We start from the raw sequence: 15981 nt of genomic DNA, 5'->3' as shown, positions 1-15981 counted from the left end.
TGATGACAATGACGGACGACAGGAACGAACTGCCCGTGCATCCGATATCCGGCCCCGCCCCGTCGCCCTGGCGGCAGCGGGCGCTCGTCCCCGTCCTGGTGTCCCTCGGCATGCTGGTCGCGATCATCAGCAGCCTCGGCGCCCCGCTGATCCCCACCATCGCCGCCGTGGACCACGTCCCGGTCGCCGACGCCCAGTGGTCCCTCACCGTCACGATGCTGGTCGGCGCCGTCGCCACCCCGGCCATGGGACGACTGGGAGACGGACCGCACCGCAGGATCGTGATCCTCGCCGGGCTCGCCACCGTGCTCGTCGGGAGCCTGCTGGCGGCCCTGCCGCTCGGGTTCGCCTGTCTCATCACCGGCCGGGCGCTGCAGGGCGTGGGGCTGGGTCTTGTCCCCCTCGCCATCGCCACCGCGCGCGACTCCCTGCCGCCCGAGCGGGCCCGGTCGGCGCTGGCGACGCTCTCGCTGACCACGGCCGCCGGCGTCGGTATCGGCTACCCCGTCACCGGCCTGCTGGCCGAGAGCCTCGGCATGTACGCGGGATTCTGGTTCGCCGTGATCGCCACCACGCTGGCCTTCATCGCGGCGGCCGTCGTCATCCCCACGGCTCCGCGACGCCCCGCACGACCGATGGACGTCACCGGGGCACTGCTCCTCACGCTCGGCATGAGCGGCCTCCTGTTCGCGCTCACCCAGGCCGAGCGCTGGGGGTGGGGTTCACCCCGGCTGCTCGTGCTGGGCGCCGTGTCCGTGCTGCTGTTGGCCGGCTGGGCGATGCACCAACTGCGCGTCACACATCCGCTGGTGGACCTGCGTCTGGTGCGCGACCGTACGGTCTTCGCCGCGCACCTGACCACCACGATGGGCGGCGTCGGCATGTACCTGCTGATCTCGCTCGTGACGCGCTACGTCCAGACACCGTCGAGCCTCGGATACGGCTTCGGAGCCTCCGTGGTCGTCACGGGTCTGATCCTGGTGCCGTTCTCGGCGGGCAGCCTGGTGGCCGGACGCGTGGTCCGCCTCCTGGTCCGTACCCAGCCGCCGATACGGCTGCTGCCCGTCAGCTGCCTGCTCTCCCTGGCGGCGCTCCTCAGCTTCGTGTTCGCCCACGGCGCCCTGTGGGAGGTCTTCGTGACGATGGCCGTCGCCGGCCTCGGCGTCGGCGTGAACTTCGCCGTGACCCCGGGACTCGTCGTCGGAAGCGTCCCGGCCCACGAGACCGGCAGCGCCATGAGCTTCAATCAGGTGGTGAAGTACATCGGATACTCGGCAGGCAGCGCCCTGAGCGCCGTCATCCTCCAGGCCGCCACCACCCCCGGTCACGACCTCCCGCCGGAGAACGGCTACCGCACCGCGGGTCTCGTCGGCTGCGCGGTCTGGGCAGCCACCGCCGTGGTCGCGTACGTCCTGGTCCGGCCGGGGACGCGCGGCCCCTCCGCGCAGGTCAGGATCGGCCGCCCCGCCCCCGCGGCGGACGGCGTCCCGGAACCGGACGGCGGGCGCCTCGTCGCGGACACCGGTGGCAAGGGATGAGCGCCGAGGCGCCCGGACGCCGCCGCGACGCGGCCCGCAGCCGCGAACTCCTGCTCACGGCGGCGAGCGAACTGTTCGCCGAGCGGGGCTTCGACCGCACCACCATCCGCGACATCGGCGAGCGCGCGGGCGTCGATCCGGCGCTCATCGCACGCTACTTCGGCTCCAAGACACTGCTGTACGTCGCGGCGCTGAACGCCGAACAGGGCGACGCGGCCCTGGCCGACCTCTTCGACGAGCGGCGGCTGCGCCAGGTCTTCGACCGGGCCGACCGGCGAGGCCCCGTCCCGCTGCTTCAGGTCGCCGTGCAGCCGTTGAGCGACCCGGCGGCACAGGAGGCCGCGCGTTCGGCGCTGCACACCCGGCTCGTCGAGCCGCTGCGGGAGCGTCTGACCCGTGAGGGTGCCGAACGGCCCGGTCTGCGCGCCGAGTTGGTCGCCGCGGCGGTCACCGGCATCCTGCTGGGCCGGCACTCCGGAGCGTTCGACGAACTGGCCGCCGCCGATCCCGCCGACCTGATCGAACTGCTCCGGAGCACCCTCCTGCGGGAGGAGTGAACGGGCTCGCCGGACGTCGGACGAGGCGCGACCGAGAACGCCGCCGGTGACGTCGACCCCACAGGTGGAACCACCTGACGCACGGGCGTCGAGGGGGGCATGTGTCCGGCGCGAGGGGGCACTCGCCATGGCTATGCAGGGAATTCAGTCGAACAGCCCGAGCAAGGCGCCTGGTGAGACCGGACCTCACGGGGGCGCGCCATCGGTATCGGCACCCGGAAGGCACCGGCGCACCGGACGGCGCCGGGGCCGCTGGCATCGGAGGGTGCTGGCCTACCGGAACGTGGAGCTCATGCCGTCCGCGTCCCCCGACACCGTCGGCGCCGAGTGCCTGCTCCTGGTGCACGTCCGCAGGGTGATCGGACTGGTGACCTATCGAGCGTGCGACGAGTGCGCCGAAGGCGTCATCACCGACGTGGTCCTGGACGAACCGTTCCGCGACTGCGGGCTCGGCACGCGGGCACTGTCGCACCTGCGTTCCCTGCACCCCGACGTCACCTGGCGGACCACCCTCGACGCCCGCCTCACCCGGGCCCTGCTCCGCCGGATGCGCATCCCGAGGTCGACCGGCGGACGCTGCTCCCACGGCAGGCCCGGCGTCGTCGCCCCGACGGCCATGTGACCAGGACTCCGGCCCGAAGCGACGCGACCGGTCACGCTTCGGCACCGTGACCTCGTAAACGGTGCGGAGGAGGTGAGAGTTCGAGCATGAATTCGAGTTTGCGTTCCGTCCGAATCGGCGATTTTCCAAGATCACGCGCTGCTAACTTCCCTACTCGTGATCAATTCCCCTGTTCCCGTTCCCCGAGAGGTACGGTCCGGCTCCGTGCCGCTCGACCTTTCGGACGTCGTCGCTCGTCCCGTGCTGTATCGCCTGGGCGAGAGCGACGACCGCGCACGCTTCGACGCGCTGCTCGCCTCCGGCGCCGTACGTGAGACGCACGACTTCATCCACGACCAGCTCGCCGAACTGGTGAGCTGCCTGCGGCCCGGGGAGACCCTCACCGACCAGCAACACGCCGCCGCTGTCGACGCGTTGTGCGGTGGAGTCGAACGCCACCACTTCGGCAGCTGGGTCTGGTACCCGTGGTCGGGGCGTCTCGTTCACGTGCTGCCCGAGCGGGAGTTCCGGCGCGTGCGCACCGACCGCAACCGCGACAAGATCACGGACACCGAACAGCGCCGCCTGCTGGAACGCCGTATCGGAGTCATCGGTCTGTCCGTCGGGAACAGTGCCGCGCTCACCTGCGCGATGGAAGGCGTAGGAGGATCGTTCCGCCTGGCGGACTTCGACGTGCTCGGGCTGAGCAACCTCAATCGCCTGCGAGCCGGAGTCCACGACCTCGGAATTCCCAAGACCGTTCTCTGCGCCCGTCAGATGTACGAGATCGATCCCTACCTCGATATCGAACTGTGGAACGAGGGCATCACCGAGGAGAACATCGAGAGCTTCTTCGGCGATGACGAGCACCCCCTGGATCTTCTGATCGAGGAGTGCGACACCCCCTGGATCAAGGTGGCCGCCCGCGAGTACGCGCGTGCCCACCGCGTACCCGTCCTCATGGACGCGAACGACCGCGGGCTGCTGGACGTGGAGCGCTTCGACGACGAGCCGGACCGCCCCCTCTTCCACGGCCGCGGCGGTGATCTCACCGCTCAGGCCGTACGGGAGCTCGACCCGGCCGGCACCCTGGCGTACCTGCTCCGGATCTGCGACGAGAGCCGCCTGAGTCCGGCGATGACCGAGGCCCTCGCCCGGATCGGCAGCACCCTTTCGAGCTGGCCCCAACTGGCCAGCGGCGTGATGCTCGGCGGCGCCCTGGTGACCGACACCGCCCGGCGCATCCTGCTCGGCGGGCCGGTGGCCTCCGGCCGTTATTACGTCGACCTCGAAGAGCTGATCGGCGCCGTCCCGGCCCTCGTCGGCGCGGGAGCCTCGGCATGACCCACCTCCCCGAACTGCACGGCGAACACCTGTGGCTGAGGGAGATGCGGGCCACCGACCTCGCGCCCTTCGAACGCATCCACACCCACCGACTGCTGACACGCTTCCTCGGCATCGACCGCATGGACGCCCGGCAGGCCCAGGACGCCTTCGCCAAATGCCTCGCCCAGCCCTATGTGCAGCCGCGCCGCAAGCACACCCTCGCCGTGTGCGCACCGGGGGAGGACGCCATGGTCGGCACCATGGGGCTCCTCGTCGAGGAGTACGGGCGCAACGCCATGCTGACCAGTCTGGTGCTGCTGCCGGGTGCGCCGGTCAGCGGTCACGGTCACGAGGCGGGCCGGCTCCTCATGGCGTACGGCTTCGGCCGGCTCGGCCTGCACCGCATCTGGGCCGGGCACCGGGCGGACCACGCACGCATGAGCGAGGTGATGTTCGCGGCGGGCCTGCGCCCCGAGGCGACGTTGCGCCAGCTGTTCCACACCCAGGGCGAGTGGCATGACGTGGCGACGTACGCGGCCGTGGCGCCCGAGTGGATCCCGCAGGCCAGCGCCGCCGAACGGCTGATCCTCGAAGGGGACGCACTGCTTCCCGCGTGAGCGTGAACCGTTCTAGGCCGGGTGCTCCCGCCGAGTGATCGGAGGGATCGTGTACCTGCCGTCGAAAACGGCGGGGTGCGGCTGGTACATCCGCAGGATGGGGCGGAACGGACCGGGCGGCGTGGGGAGCCAGTTGGCCGCCGCCGCCCGGTCGGCGGGCCGCTCGGGCTGAAGGTGGAGGGTCAGCGAGTCGTCGCGGTCGTAGTGGAGATCCGCGGTCCGGTCGCCGATGGAGTAACGGCCGATGGGGTTGTCCACCAGGTAGTACCGCGGCATGTCGTACATGGTGATCGACCAGAAGGCGTCCACGGGTGGGGTCGTCTCGAAGCGGATCGTGTAGGCCTGGGTGCCGTCGAGCGGCTTGCCGTCCTCGTCGTCCCAGGCCATCGCGTAGGCGGCCTCGTAGCCGTGGTTGCCCCACAGCCCGGCACGCGCGGCCGCGGCGCGTACGGTCCGGGCGGCGCCGCGGTCCTGAAGGACCCACTGGGGAGACTTGACGGTGCCGACCTCGAAGAAGTCGAGGTTGTAGTTGAAGACGTCGTAGGTGAGCTTCCACCCGTTCTGCTCGGGGCCGGCGCCGTGCGTGGTGGCGTGCTCCACGCGATCCTTGCCGCGCCGGTAGCCCGTTCGAAGCGCCTCCTCCAGCTCGGCGGAGGGCGTGACGTAGGGGCTGCTGCGGTCGAGGAGGCCGAGCGGCGCGAACTTCTGCTGGTAGTCCTGGTCGGCGGGCGCGGGCGGGAACGCGCGCATCCATGTGCGCAGCTTCTCGAAGAACACCAACTCGGTCTCGGCGACGGCGCTTTCAGGGGCCGGCAGCCCGACGCACGGCGCACCGGCCCCCAGGGGCTCCAGCGTGGTCGCCTGCTGGAGAGCACGGACGGCCGGAAGGTCATCGACGCCGTCGCAGGCCCAGCGGCCCACGATCGTTGCCACCGTCGTCGGCGCCGTGATCGTCTTCACACCCTGCGGCGCGTCACCGGTCCAGCCCGGCGGGACCAGCAGGAACCCGCCCGCCGCGGTGCCGGTGGCGCGACGGCCGACGTACGCGAAGTTGTCGGTCCACGCGTCGACGAACTGCAGCACGTAATAGCGGCCGCCGGTGTCGGGCACCCGGAGCAGCAGCGGTCCGCCGCTCAGATCGAGCTGCGCCACCGAGTAGACGGTGTCGTTGTTGATACTGACGAAGGTGTCCTTCGGACCGGCGAGGACGGCCGCGTGGCTGAACCGGTTGAAGGGAGCCGGTTCCACCGATCCCATGCCGTCGCGGGTGAAGCGGCCCACCTCGTCCAGGTCGACCACCATCGGAAAGCCGTAGACGTACGCCTCCGCTGCCAGCTCCGCAAGATCCGACACTCCGTACCGCCCTCTCGTGACCAGTCCCGACCGCCATCGTTCCCCGGCCCGGGAGAGCCCGCCACACGGAGATCGGAAAGCCACCCGCAAGGCTGCCGTCCGGTGCGGATCACAGGTGGGGGCGACGGGCCGACGCGGATTCCTGGAGCGGACCCGCCTGGTTCTTGCTCAGCATGGTCGCTCCCATCAGGGTCAGGGTGTGGATCACGGTGTTGCCGTGGCGGTGGCTGGTGATGAGTCCGGCGTCGCGGAGCGCGGTCGTATGATGGGTCGCGGTGGCTGGTGTGACGCCGGCTCGATGGGCGGCCTCGGTCGTGGTCGCTCCGGCTGCGGCGGCCTGCAGCACCGCCGCACGGGAGCGGCCCAGCAGTACCTGCAAGGGTGGCGACCCCGGGCTCTCCGACGCGGTCCTGGCCGGCCCGCCGAGCGCCTCCTGGTGGGTGGAGTACATGAGGACCGGGGGTAACCCCGGATCCGCGAGCGAGATCGGCCCCTTCCAACAGAAGTACGACGGAATGAGGAGCAGTCCGCGGCCCTCCAGCCGGATGTCGTGTTCCGTCGGATAGGTGCTGATCTCCAGCCTCGGGTGTTTCCACCGGACCGTCGGCCCGAGCCCGCCCAGCAGGCCTTCCGTGCCCCCGTCGAGCAGGTGACGGGCCAGCCGGATCCGCTCGGTGTGCAGGCTCTCGTACATCCACTCCTCGTGCGGGGCGATGACGGCGCGGTGGTAGGCGCGCAGTATCTCCGCCAGCTCGCCCCGGGTCTCCTGCTCCGTGAGGCGGCCGAGCCAGGCGGGCATCCGGGTGACCCGGGCGAGGGCCGCGAGTTCCGTCGCGACCTGGTCGGCCGGGGTGCCGAGGATCGCCTCGAGACCCGCTTCGAGGCCAGCCGTGCCCTCCAACGGGGTCAGGAAGTCGGGGAAGTAGGAAGCACGCGGGAACAGCGGCAGGAGGACCCGCCGCACCACATCCTCCAGCCCGGCCTCGCGCAGGCGCTCACGGGCGAGGCGGTACCAGTGTGCGTACGCCCAGCGGCCCGCCGGGGTCTGGAAGCGGTGGAGGCTGGCGGCGATCTCCCACAGCGGGTGCGGGGCGGCGGCGACCCGGGTCCGAGCCAGATCCTCAGCAGAGAAGTGGAAGCGAAGCACGGCCAACACCCTTTCCGCCTGCGACATTTCAGCACGTTCGAATGAGCATGACAGTTCGAGGCGCAGGCCGGAGCATGAACTCGCTTCGTCGCACCGGCCCCACAGAACGACACGCGGTTCCCCACGCCCCGCCCGCCTCCTCGTCTGCCCCCGAACCAGGCGCCACCGCCCGCGTCGAGATCGCCTACTGACGAACCACACCCACCAAGCCGCCACGTCCCCGAAGGAATCACGATGACCTCCCCCCAGCGCATTCCGAACCGTCGCGCCGTCCTGCGCGGAACCTTCGCCGCGACCCTCGGCGTCTTCGCCGGCCCTCTCCTCCTGTCGGGCACCGCGCAGGCCTACAACTGGACCCGCACCATGAACCAGGGCGCGACCGGAGCGGACGTGACGGAGCTGCAGATCCGGGTCGCCGGCTGGGCGGCGGACTCCGCCGGGCACTCCCGGGTCAGCGTGGACGGTGACTTCGGCCCGGGCACGGCCGCCGCGGTCCGCCGGTTCCAGGCCGCCTACGGCCTGTCCGCCGACGGCAGCGCCGGACCCGCCACCCAGGCTCAGCTCAACGCCTTGGAGCAGTCGGACGGTTCGACCGCCCACTTCAACTGGAGCGAGTTCACCGACCGTTCGAGCGGCACCTTCAGCGGCGGCAAGGTGAGCGCGGCCGCCGCCAAGGAGAACGCCCGGCGTGCCATGTACAAGCTGGAGGCGCTGCGCAAGAAGCTCGGCAACACGGCCATCACCGTCAACTCCGGTTTCCGCAGCATCGCGCACAACGCCGAGATCGGCGGGGCCAGCGACAGCATGCACCTGTACGGCACCGCGGCCGACCTCGACGTGCCCGGCGTGGCCAACCGCACCGTGTACCAGAAGGCGGAGACCTGCGGTTTCTCCGGCCTGGAGACGTACACCGTCGACCACCAGCACGTCGACAGCCGCGCGGACCTCGGCCGGGCCTGGTGGTGGGAGAACGGCACCATCTGAGGACCTGTGGAGCTGAGTTCGTCCGACGCGAACCGACCCGACTCCGCCATGGGTCCGACCCGACTCGGACCTGAGCGGGGGGCGGCCTGGCCAGGCCTGGCCTGATCGACTCCGGCAGGCCGGGCCAGGCTCCGTGGACGTCACCGGCGCCGGCGGTCCGCCGTCCCCGTAGCCCGTCATGCCGACAGCTCACAGACCGGCGGCCATCGCCTGCAATGTGCACGGTGCAATGTGCATCGCCTTTCGCGACCTGTTGTTCGCCCTCCCTCCCGAAGCCACGGGCTCTGCGACCGCGCGCCCGAAGCCCCAGTCCCCACCGGAGGCACACGCATGAACCGCAGAACGACCCGCCCTCTCCAACTGCGCGCGGCCCTGGCCGTTCTGGGCACGCTGACCGTGCTCGTCACCGCGGTACAGCCCGCCGTGGCCGGGCCGCGCCCCGAGGGCGGATCCGCTCCCGGACCGGTGAGCCGTGACTTCACCCGGGCGGCGGCCGAGTTCGACGTACCGCGCGACGTCCTCGTCGCCCTCGGATACGGAGAGACCCACCTCGACGACCATGACGGCCTTCCGAGCCAGGCCGGCGGCTACGGGGTGATGCACCTGGTGAGCAACCCCGACCAGCACACCCTCGAACTGGCCGCGCGGATCACCGGCGACACACCTCGCGACCTCCGCGAGAACACCGCGTCGAACATCCGCGGCGGAGCGGCCGTCCTGCGCTCCTACGCCGACGACGCGGGCCTCGGCCGAGCCCAACGGCACGACGCGGACGCCTGGTACCCGATCGTCGCCCGATACGGCGGCGCCACCGAACCCTCCTCCGCCCGCCTCTACGCCGACACCGTCTACACCTTCCTGGCCGACGGCGTACAGGCCCGCACGCCGGACGGCGAGGAGCTGACCGTTCCCGCTCGCCCCGTCGCACCCGAACGCGGCGCCTACGAAGCGGCCGTGGCGCCGGCGGCGCAGAGCCCGGACTATCCCTCGGCCCTGTGGGTCCCGGCCAGTACGTCCAACTACGCCGTGGGCCGCACCGCTTCGATCAGCAAGGTCGTCATCCACGTCACGCAGGGCTCCTACGCCGGGACGATCAGCTGGTTCCAGAACCCGACGGCCGAGGTCAGCGCCCACTACGTCGTGCGGTCGTCCGACGGCCAGATCACCCAGATGGTCCGTGACAAGGACACGGCGTGGCACGCCCGTTCGGGCAATGCGACGGGCATCGGCATCGAGCACGAGGGCTACATCGACGACCCGACCTGGTTCACGGACGCGATGTACCGCTCGTCAGCGGCCCTGACGGCCTACCTGTGCAACCGCTACGGAATCCCCAAGGACCGCGCCCACATCGTCGGCCACTCCGAGGTGCCGGGCAACGACCACACGGACCCGGGGCCGAACTGGAACTGGACGTACTACATGCAACTGGTGGGCGGCAGCACCGGCGGCGGAGGCGGAGGCGGCGTCCAGTTGACCTTCCCGTCGTACGACACCCTGCGCGCCGGTTCCTCCGGAGCCCAGGTGTCGGCGGCGCAGTCGCTCCTCAACGCACAGGGTTTCAGCGTGGGCACCGTGGACGGCAGCTTCGGCTCGAAGACCACCGCAGCCGTCACCTCCTTCCAGCAGGCCCGCGGCCTCGGCGCCGACGGGGTCGTCGGCGCCCGCACCTGGACGGCTCTCCTCTCCGCCGGCACCGTGCCGGCGCTCCGCCAAGGGAGCACGGGCGCCGACGTCCAACGACTCCAGAGGTCCCTCACGGCCGCCCTCGGCCGCACCGTCTCTGCCGACGGCGACTTCGGCTCGGGCACCGAACAGGCGGTCCGTGACTACCAGAGCAGCCGCTCCTTGAGTGTCGACGGCCAGGTCGGCCCGGCCACCTGGGGCGCCCTGCAGGCGGGCCGCTGAGCGAAGGCTTACAGCAGGGCCGCGGCGCATCACTCCCGCGCCGCGGCCCTGTCGAGTGGGGGCCTGCGGGACGGTGCAGATGCCGGCTCGGTGTGCTGCTACTCTCAGCCCGCTGACCAGCGCTTCTGTCTGTCGCTGGCCTTGAGGGTGGTACTTGTGAGGGGTGACGTGGCCAAGCGAATGCAGAGGGCTACCGGGATCGCGGCGACGCTTGTTGCCTTGGCCGGATGCAGTGATGCCGGGGCCGAGGACGCCAAGTCTTCCGCGTCGACGCCCCCGTCCACCGCAAGTGGCGTGGTACCCACGCCCAGCGCTGAAGGCACCAGCGACGGTGCGGCAGCGACGCTCGTCGGCGAATGGACTGCTTCGGACCTCGAACCGATGGTGCTCCACGTCACCGGTCTGAGAGCCGAGATGATGGGTCAGCATCACTGCCGGGGCAGGGTGACGAGGCAGGACGGTGTGCAGATCGTCAGGCTCAAGTGCGACGACGGCAACACGGACCGGGCTGTGGGTCGGGTCTACGGACTCACGGCGTCGACGATGACGATCGACTGGGAAGGCTTCGGCGCCGACAGTATGCGGCGGGTCACCTAGGGAACGATGGGCGCGCGGCTGGTACGGGAACAAGAGCTCCGCCCCTGACGTGGAACTCGTTGTCGCCCGGGTCGTGGAACTCGCCCGTGTCCCCGGCGCGCCGGCTGACCTCCAGGCGCAGTCTGTTGCGGCCGGCCTTCGGTGTGGCGGGTGGTCCCATCACCAGTGAGACGGTGCTGGTGGGTTCCTTGCGCAGGCGTACGCCCCAGTCGTGGTCCTCGACCGTGCGCCAGTCGGCCTGGGCCTGCCAGAAGGCCGACTGCGCGTGGCGATCGCCCTCGGCGACGTCCAGGCAGATCGCGACGAGCCCGGAGTCGGCGATCACACCAGGGTGACCAGGGCGCAGCACGCAGAACTCGTTGCCCTCCGGATCGGCCAGCACGTCCCACGGGACATCCCCCTGCCCGATGTCCACCCGCGTCGCGCCGAGCCCGAGCAGGCGCGTCACCTCGGCCTCCCAGTGCACCCCACCCGCGAGGTCGAGGTGAAGCCGGTTCTTGTGCGCGGCCCTCGGCTCCGAGGCTGCCACACACCGCACTTCGAGGCCGTTCGTCCGCCCCCGAGTCGCCTCCAGCCAGAAGCGACGCATACGTCGCACATCAAGCGCGTCGATCACGATCCCGGTCAGCATCCGCTTCCTTCACTCCGTCGAATTCGGGGGCTGCTCATTGTCCCCCGGTCCCCGCGGTCGCCCCCCCGCCGGCAGCCTGCGGAGGGCCAGATCATGACCCGTCGAAATTCGATGGGCCGGTCGGCGCCTGGATGCGATGATGCCTCTCTTTCCGAGGCGGAGGACGTTTGTTCGTGTTCGTGTGCGCCGACTGTGGCGCCGAGTTGACCGTTCCCCTGTCCCAAGTCGTCCTGCCCGCACACGCTCATCAGCAGTACGGAAACGGCCTTCAGCTGCCGGTGCTCATGGCGCCGGGCACGTTCGCCGTGGACCCGGAGCCCTGGGGACCACCATGGCGCGAGGGGAACGACGTCGGTCCGGACGAGGCGCGAGCCCGCGGAATCCACGCGCCGGTCGACATCCTGTCCGACGGTGGGCCCGGCGCGATCGCCGTCGCTCCCGGCGATGTCCGCGGCACCGAGCTGATCCCGGCGAGGGGTGGTGGCTTCTGCTGCGGCATCGGAGGGAGCGACGGCCCCAATATGGACTGCGTGGGCTGCGGACTCGCCGTGGCCACCCGGATCGATGACTGTTCCTCCTGGCAGACGGTATGGCTGGACCCTGACGCCGTGCGGCGACTGCCCGTTGCGGGCCCGGACTCCGCGCCCCTCTCCTGGTCGGAACTGATGACGGAGTGGGACGGGACGCCCCCATGCGTGCCGATCACGACGGGGTGGAGGTCGGGTTCGGCGGGCTGGTGGTCCTGGAATCCCCAGTGGGAAGCTGCGGCCGGGCCGGTCCTCGTTCAGCTGTTGGCGGCCTCGGCGGGATACCCGGTCACGGTCCCGAGAGGCCTGGCGGAGGCCGTGTTCCGACGCGCCCTGGACGTGCTCCTGCCCGACGGGTCACCAGAGCGCACGGCAGTCATAGCCGGCCCCGGGTGCCCCGATCCCGACGTTGATGCCGCGATCCTTCTCGTGCCGGCCCATCCCCAGACAGGCGAAGTGTGGGCACCGGACAGTCCCACCGCCTCGGCATGTCCGGTGCCGCTTCCGTTCGGGATCTGGCGATGGCTGGCCTTTCCCGAAGTCCACCTACCGGTGCCCGCGTCGGGCACCATGCCGACCGGTGTCCTGCGTGACGACCCGGCCGCACCCCGACCTGATCGGTTCTTCCGGATCGATCCGACGACCTTCCGGAACGCCTTGGCCCGGCTTCCCGACGTACGCACTCCGTGGCTGCGTGAGATCCACGGCGACCGAACACTGCAGAGACGAGCCCACATCTTCTAGCCCGTAGTCCCGTTCTGGTGGTGGCGTTGTCGGGGGATGAGGGCAACTGCCGGCTCTGCGGACCTGCTACGGGGTGTAGGTCAGCGTCACGACACCCGTGGCACTCGGGGTCGCCGCCGCGAACGTCAACCCGTGCGGCAGCGCGGTGTCGAAGAGGCGCCGGCCCTCGCCGACGACGACGGGGTGGACGCTGAGGTTGAGTTCGTCGATCAGCTCGTGCTGCAGCAACGTTCGCATCAGGGTGAAGCTGCCGTACATGACGATGGTGCCGCCGGGCTGCTGCTTGAGGTCGGCGACCGTCTGCGCCGCGTCACCGGGGAGGGCGGTCGCGTTCCAGGGCAACGGGCCCCTCAGCGTGTTCGTGACGACGACCTTGGGAAGGTCGTTCATCGCCTCGGCGTACGGGCCGGTGTTGTTCGACCACGCCTTCTCGAGCGTCTCGTACGTCGCTCGCCCCAGGAGGAAGGTGTCGCTCGCCAACAGCGCGTCGGTGGCGCGGCGGCGCGAGGCCTCGTCGAAGTACTCCAGCGCCCAGCCACCACGATCGATCTCGCCGAACCCGCCCGGATCCTGGACGACGTTGTCGAGGGTGACGAATGATCCAGCGATCAGCTTGCGCATGACGGTCTCCGTCCTCGGGGCCGGCCGATCCGGCCCTGTCGAATGAAGAGACCCGGGCCGGCTCCCAAAGGAATCGGTCGGAGTGGCCGGGGCGGTCGCCCAGGGCCGCCGCCCCGGCCCGAGTACCTACGCCGGCGGATTGAGCCTGCGGAAGTACGTCCAGCTCGTCTCGTTCGGCTCGCTCCACTTCTCCGGTGCCTGGGCGAACTCCGGGTGGTGGTCCGCGATGTAGGCGCGGATGCGTTCGGGTACCTCAGCGGAGGAGCTGAGCTTGCGGCCGCGGCAGTGGTAGGTGAGGCCGCCCGGGCGCGGACCGCGGGCCATCCACGGGAGCCAGGGCGACATACGGGTCCACGACATGGTGGCGGGGACGCCGGGCGCGGTGCCGGCCAGGTCGGCGCGGTCGGCGAAGAACTGGAAGAGTTCCAATGCCTTGTAGGTGTCGCCGGCCGAGTGCACGGGGTATTGGGCCACCGGCAGGGGTGACGGGTAGGAGAGGGGGATCTCCAGACTGAAGCAGACCTGGTCACCGAGGTCGGTCGTCGGGACCGGGAAGGGGCGCCACTTCTGGTTGGCGGGATCGTTCCAGACGTGCACCACCGGCAGTTCCTGCCAGGTCTCCAGGATGTCGCGGGTGACGGGATCCAGGTAGAAGGCGGCCTCGCGGGTGAGCAGGCGGTACGCGTCCGGGCCGTCCTCGGGGTCCTGGATCAGGCGGGCGACATTGATGCCTTCGAAGCCGAACACGCGCTGGTACGGCTCGTCGGGCGACCAGGAGTACACGTCTCCCGTCCACCAGTACGTGACCTCCTCGCCGTCGAGCGACGCTCGGGTGCGGGCGAGGGAACGGAGCAGCTCAGCGGGGGTCGTCATACGGAGTACTCTGCGCGACGGCCGCCCCTGCCGGACGACATTCACCGCAATCGGGTCTTGGGAGCGACCGGAACAGGCCGCTCCCGAGGACCCGGCAGCCCGCGCGGCCGACGGCTCGGCCACCACGATGAAGGAGCGCCCGTGAACCGGCACCAGCAGGGTCCGCCGCCCACCGAGAGGCTCTCGTTCCGGCAGATGGCCGAGGGCGACCTCGACGACATGGCCGCACTCCTCGGCGATCCGGACGTCATGCGCCACTATCCGAGGCCCAGAACCCGGGAGGAATCCCTGGCTTGGATTCAGTGGAACCAGCGTCTCTACCAGCAGGAGGGGTTCGGACTCTGGCTGGTCTCGCTCCGGGCCACCGGAGAGTTCGTCGGAGGCTGCGGCCTGACACCTCAGGAGATCGAGGGCGTCACGGAGTTGGAGGTCGGCTACCACGTCCGGGCCGACCTCCAGGGGAACGGGTTCGCGACCGAGGCGGCGCGGGCCTGCCGCGATCACGCCCGCGACGCCCTCGGCGCGACGCGTCTCATCGCGATCGTCCGACCGGACAACCTCGCCTCGCAGCGGGTCGCCGCGAAGATCGGGCTCCCGTTCGAGCGGGAGGCCGTCTCCCGGTCAGGACTCCCCGTCCGTGTCCACGCCACGTCTCTGTGACGACCGGTTCCGGGACCGGGCGCGGCGCGTCACCGCCCGCCCCGCGGGTCACTGCTCCCGCATGCCCCACGGGGAGCCGTACGCCGTCAGCAGCTCCAGGAAGGGGCGGGCCGGGAAAGCTTCCGGCCCAAGGACGCCGGCACCGGTCCAGGTGCCGTTCGCGACGAGTTCGAGGGCGACGACGGGATTGATCGCCGTCTGCCAGACCACGGCCTGACTGCCGTACTCCGCCATCGACCACTGGTTGTCGACCACGTGGTAGAGGTACACCTCGCGCGGTGCGCCGTCCTTGCTGCCGCGGACCCAGGTGCCCGCGCAGGTCTTCCCGTGCATGCGCTCACCCAGCGTCGCCGGGTCGGGCAGACAGGCCGCGACGACGTCCCGCGGCGACACCGCGACCGGCCCGTCGGCTCCGGCGACCGTCACCGGCTCCGTGCGGTCGAGCCCGAGCAGATGGAGCGTCTTGAGCGTCTCGATGAACTCGTTCCCGAGGCCGTACTTGAAGGTGACGCGCCGGGCGTCCACCCAGCGGGGCACCAGCAGCACCTCCTCGTGCTCCACGTTCACGCACTCGACCTCACCGATGCCCTCGGGGAAGTCGAACACCTCGGGTTCGCTGAACGGCTCGGTGGTGAACCAGCCGCGGTCCGCCTCGTACACGACCGGCGGGTTCAGGCACTCCTCGATGGTGGTCCAGATACTGAAGGAGGGCGCGAAGTCGTAGCCGTCGACGGTGAGGTTCGCGCCGTCACGGATGCCGATCTCCTCGATCTCGTCGAAGAGCTCGTCGGCCGCGAACCGCGCGAACACATCCGACAGGCCCGGTTCCACGCCCATGCCGATGAGTGCGAGCGAGCCCGCCTTCTCCCAGTCCTCCGCCTCCGCGAACTGGCCGTCGCCGAGCTTGACCCCGCACTCCTCGTACGGTCGCTCCGGGTGCGGCCGGGAGAGCGACATCGCCATGTCGAGGTAGTTCGCGCCGCCGGCACGCGCCGCCTGGAACAGCGGCATGACGAAGCGCGGGTCGGTCGCGTTCAGCAGGACGTCGCAACGGTGGAGGGCCAGCAGCTCCGCCACCGCCGCGGTGTCACTCGCGTCGACGCGGGCCGCGACGAACCGCGGGTCGTCGCCCACCGCCGTGACGGCGGCCTCCGCCCGGGCCGGGTCGTAGTCGGCGACCACCATCGCCTCGAAGAACGTACGTCGCGCCGCGATCCGGGTGATCGCGGTACCCACACCACCGGCTCCTACGAGCAGTACACGCATGGCAAGAACTCCCTGTCGGTCCTACGGAGAA

General features: G+C 70.6%; 15 protein-coding genes. 9 read left to right on the top strand and 6 right to left on the bottom strand.

The genetic code is table 11. The features are described from left to right. Window positions 1–8: 8 nt before the first annotated feature. The 5 genes from OG406_RS02005 (at window position 9) to OG406_RS01985 (ending at window position 4639) form a co-directional block, all read left to right on the top strand. Window positions 9–1538 carry an MFS transporter gene (locus OG406_RS02005; RefSeq protein WP_329183542.1) on the top strand — a complete coding sequence of 510 codons (1530 nt, stop codon included), beginning with the start codon at window positions 9–11 and terminating at the stop codon, window positions 1536–1538. Beyond that, complete coding sequence (locus OG406_RS02000; protein WP_267049777.1) at window positions 1535–2095, top strand: TetR/AcrR family transcriptional regulator; 561 nt, start codon at window positions 1535–1537, stop codon at window positions 2093–2095. Before OG406_RS02005 ends, OG406_RS02000 begins: the two co-directional genes overlap by 4 nt. A gap of 292 nt (window positions 2096–2387) precedes the next feature. After that, entirely contained in the window at window positions 2388–2717 is a 330-nt protein-coding gene (locus tag OG406_RS01995) for an N-acetyltransferase (RefSeq protein WP_203661987.1), read from the top strand. 204 nt (window positions 2718–2921) lie between these two features. Beyond that, the gene (locus tag OG406_RS01990) at window positions 2922–4040 is read left to right on the top strand and encodes a ThiF family adenylyltransferase (protein WP_329183539.1); all 1119 of its coding nucleotides are present in this window, start codon (window positions 2922–2924) and stop codon (window positions 4038–4040) included. Beyond that, window positions 4037–4639 (top strand): GNAT family N-acetyltransferase, encoded by a 603-nt coding sequence (locus OG406_RS01985; protein ID WP_164375838.1) that lies wholly within the window; start codon window positions 4037–4039, stop codon window positions 4637–4639. The genes OG406_RS01990 and OG406_RS01985 overlap by 4 nt, the downstream gene beginning before the upstream one ends. 12 nt (window positions 4640–4651) lie before the next feature. On the opposite strand, the gene OG406_RS01980 is transcribed toward OG406_RS01985, so the two are convergent. After that, window positions 4652–5992 carry a DUF1254 domain-containing protein gene (locus OG406_RS01980; protein WP_329183537.1) on the bottom strand — a complete coding sequence of 447 codons (1341 nt, stop codon included), beginning with the start codon at window positions 5990–5992 and terminating at the stop codon, window positions 4652–4654. 109 nt (window positions 5993–6101) lie between these two features. Further along, window positions 6102–7139: a helix-turn-helix domain-containing protein gene (locus tag OG406_RS01975; RefSeq protein WP_267049780.1), complete on the bottom strand. Its 1038-nt coding sequence runs from the start codon at window positions 7137–7139 to the stop codon at window positions 6102–6104. A gap of 234 nt (window positions 7140–7373) precedes the next feature. On the opposite strand from OG406_RS01975, the gene OG406_RS01970 reads away from it, so the two are divergent. The 3 genes from OG406_RS01970 to OG406_RS01960 all read left to right on the top strand — a co-directional run bounded on the left by OG406_RS01970 (window position 7374) and on the right by OG406_RS01960 (window position 10628). Continuing rightward, the gene (locus OG406_RS01970) at window positions 7374–8123 is read left to right on the top strand and encodes a D-Ala-D-Ala carboxypeptidase family metallohydrolase (protein WP_203661991.1); all 750 of its coding nucleotides are present in this window, start codon (window positions 7374–7376) and stop codon (window positions 8121–8123) included. Between the two features lie 330 nt (window positions 8124–8453). Beyond that, window positions 8454–10031, top strand: a complete 1578-nt coding sequence (locus tag OG406_RS01965) for an N-acetylmuramoyl-L-alanine amidase (RefSeq protein WP_267049781.1) — start codon at window positions 8454–8456, stop codon at window positions 10029–10031. Between the two features lie 168 nt (window positions 10032–10199). Further along, window positions 10200–10628, top strand: a complete 429-nt coding sequence (locus tag OG406_RS01960; protein ID WP_329183533.1) for a hypothetical protein — start codon at window positions 10200–10202, stop codon at window positions 10626–10628. Here OG406_RS01960 and OG406_RS01955 read toward each other — a convergent pair. From OG406_RS01955 to OG406_RS01945, 3 genes are all read right to left on the bottom strand, one after another. Then, complete coding sequence (locus tag OG406_RS01955) at window positions 10621–11259, bottom strand: VOC family protein (RefSeq protein ID WP_329183531.1); 639 nt, start codon at window positions 11257–11259, stop codon at window positions 10621–10623. The two genes, OG406_RS01960 and OG406_RS01955, sit on opposite strands and share 8 nt — an antisense overlap. 1337 nt (window positions 11260–12596) lie before the next feature. Continuing rightward, complete coding sequence (locus OG406_RS01950; protein ID WP_267049785.1) at window positions 12597–13151, bottom strand: dihydrofolate reductase family protein; 555 nt, start codon at window positions 13149–13151, stop codon at window positions 12597–12599. Between the two features lie 126 nt (window positions 13152–13277). Beyond that, window positions 13278–14024 carry a DUF1838 family protein gene (locus tag OG406_RS01945; protein ID WP_329183529.1) on the bottom strand — a complete coding sequence of 249 codons (747 nt, stop codon included), beginning with the start codon at window positions 14022–14024 and terminating at the stop codon, window positions 13278–13280. Window positions 14025–14165: 141 nt separating this feature from the next. Here OG406_RS01945 and OG406_RS01940 point away from each other — a divergent pair, with 141 nt between their 5' ends. Further along, window positions 14166–14684, top strand: coding sequence for a GNAT family N-acetyltransferase (locus tag OG406_RS01940; RefSeq protein ID WP_329183527.1), 519 nt, complete (start codon window positions 14166–14168; stop codon window positions 14682–14684). Between the two features lie 48 nt (window positions 14685–14732). On the opposite strand, the gene OG406_RS01935 is transcribed toward OG406_RS01940, so the two are convergent. After that, a complete protein-coding gene (locus tag OG406_RS01935; RefSeq protein WP_329183525.1) occupies window positions 14733–15950 on the bottom strand; it encodes a saccharopine dehydrogenase family protein in 1218 nt (405 codons plus the stop codon). Window positions 15951–15981: the final 31 nt, after the last annotated feature.

The sequence above is a fragment of the Streptomyces sp. NBC_01428 genome, assembly GCF_036231965.1.
Taxonomy (GTDB): Bacteria; Actinomycetota; Actinomycetes; order Streptomycetales; family Streptomycetaceae; genus Streptomyces.
This window is presented reverse-complemented; position numbering and strand designations above follow the sequence as displayed.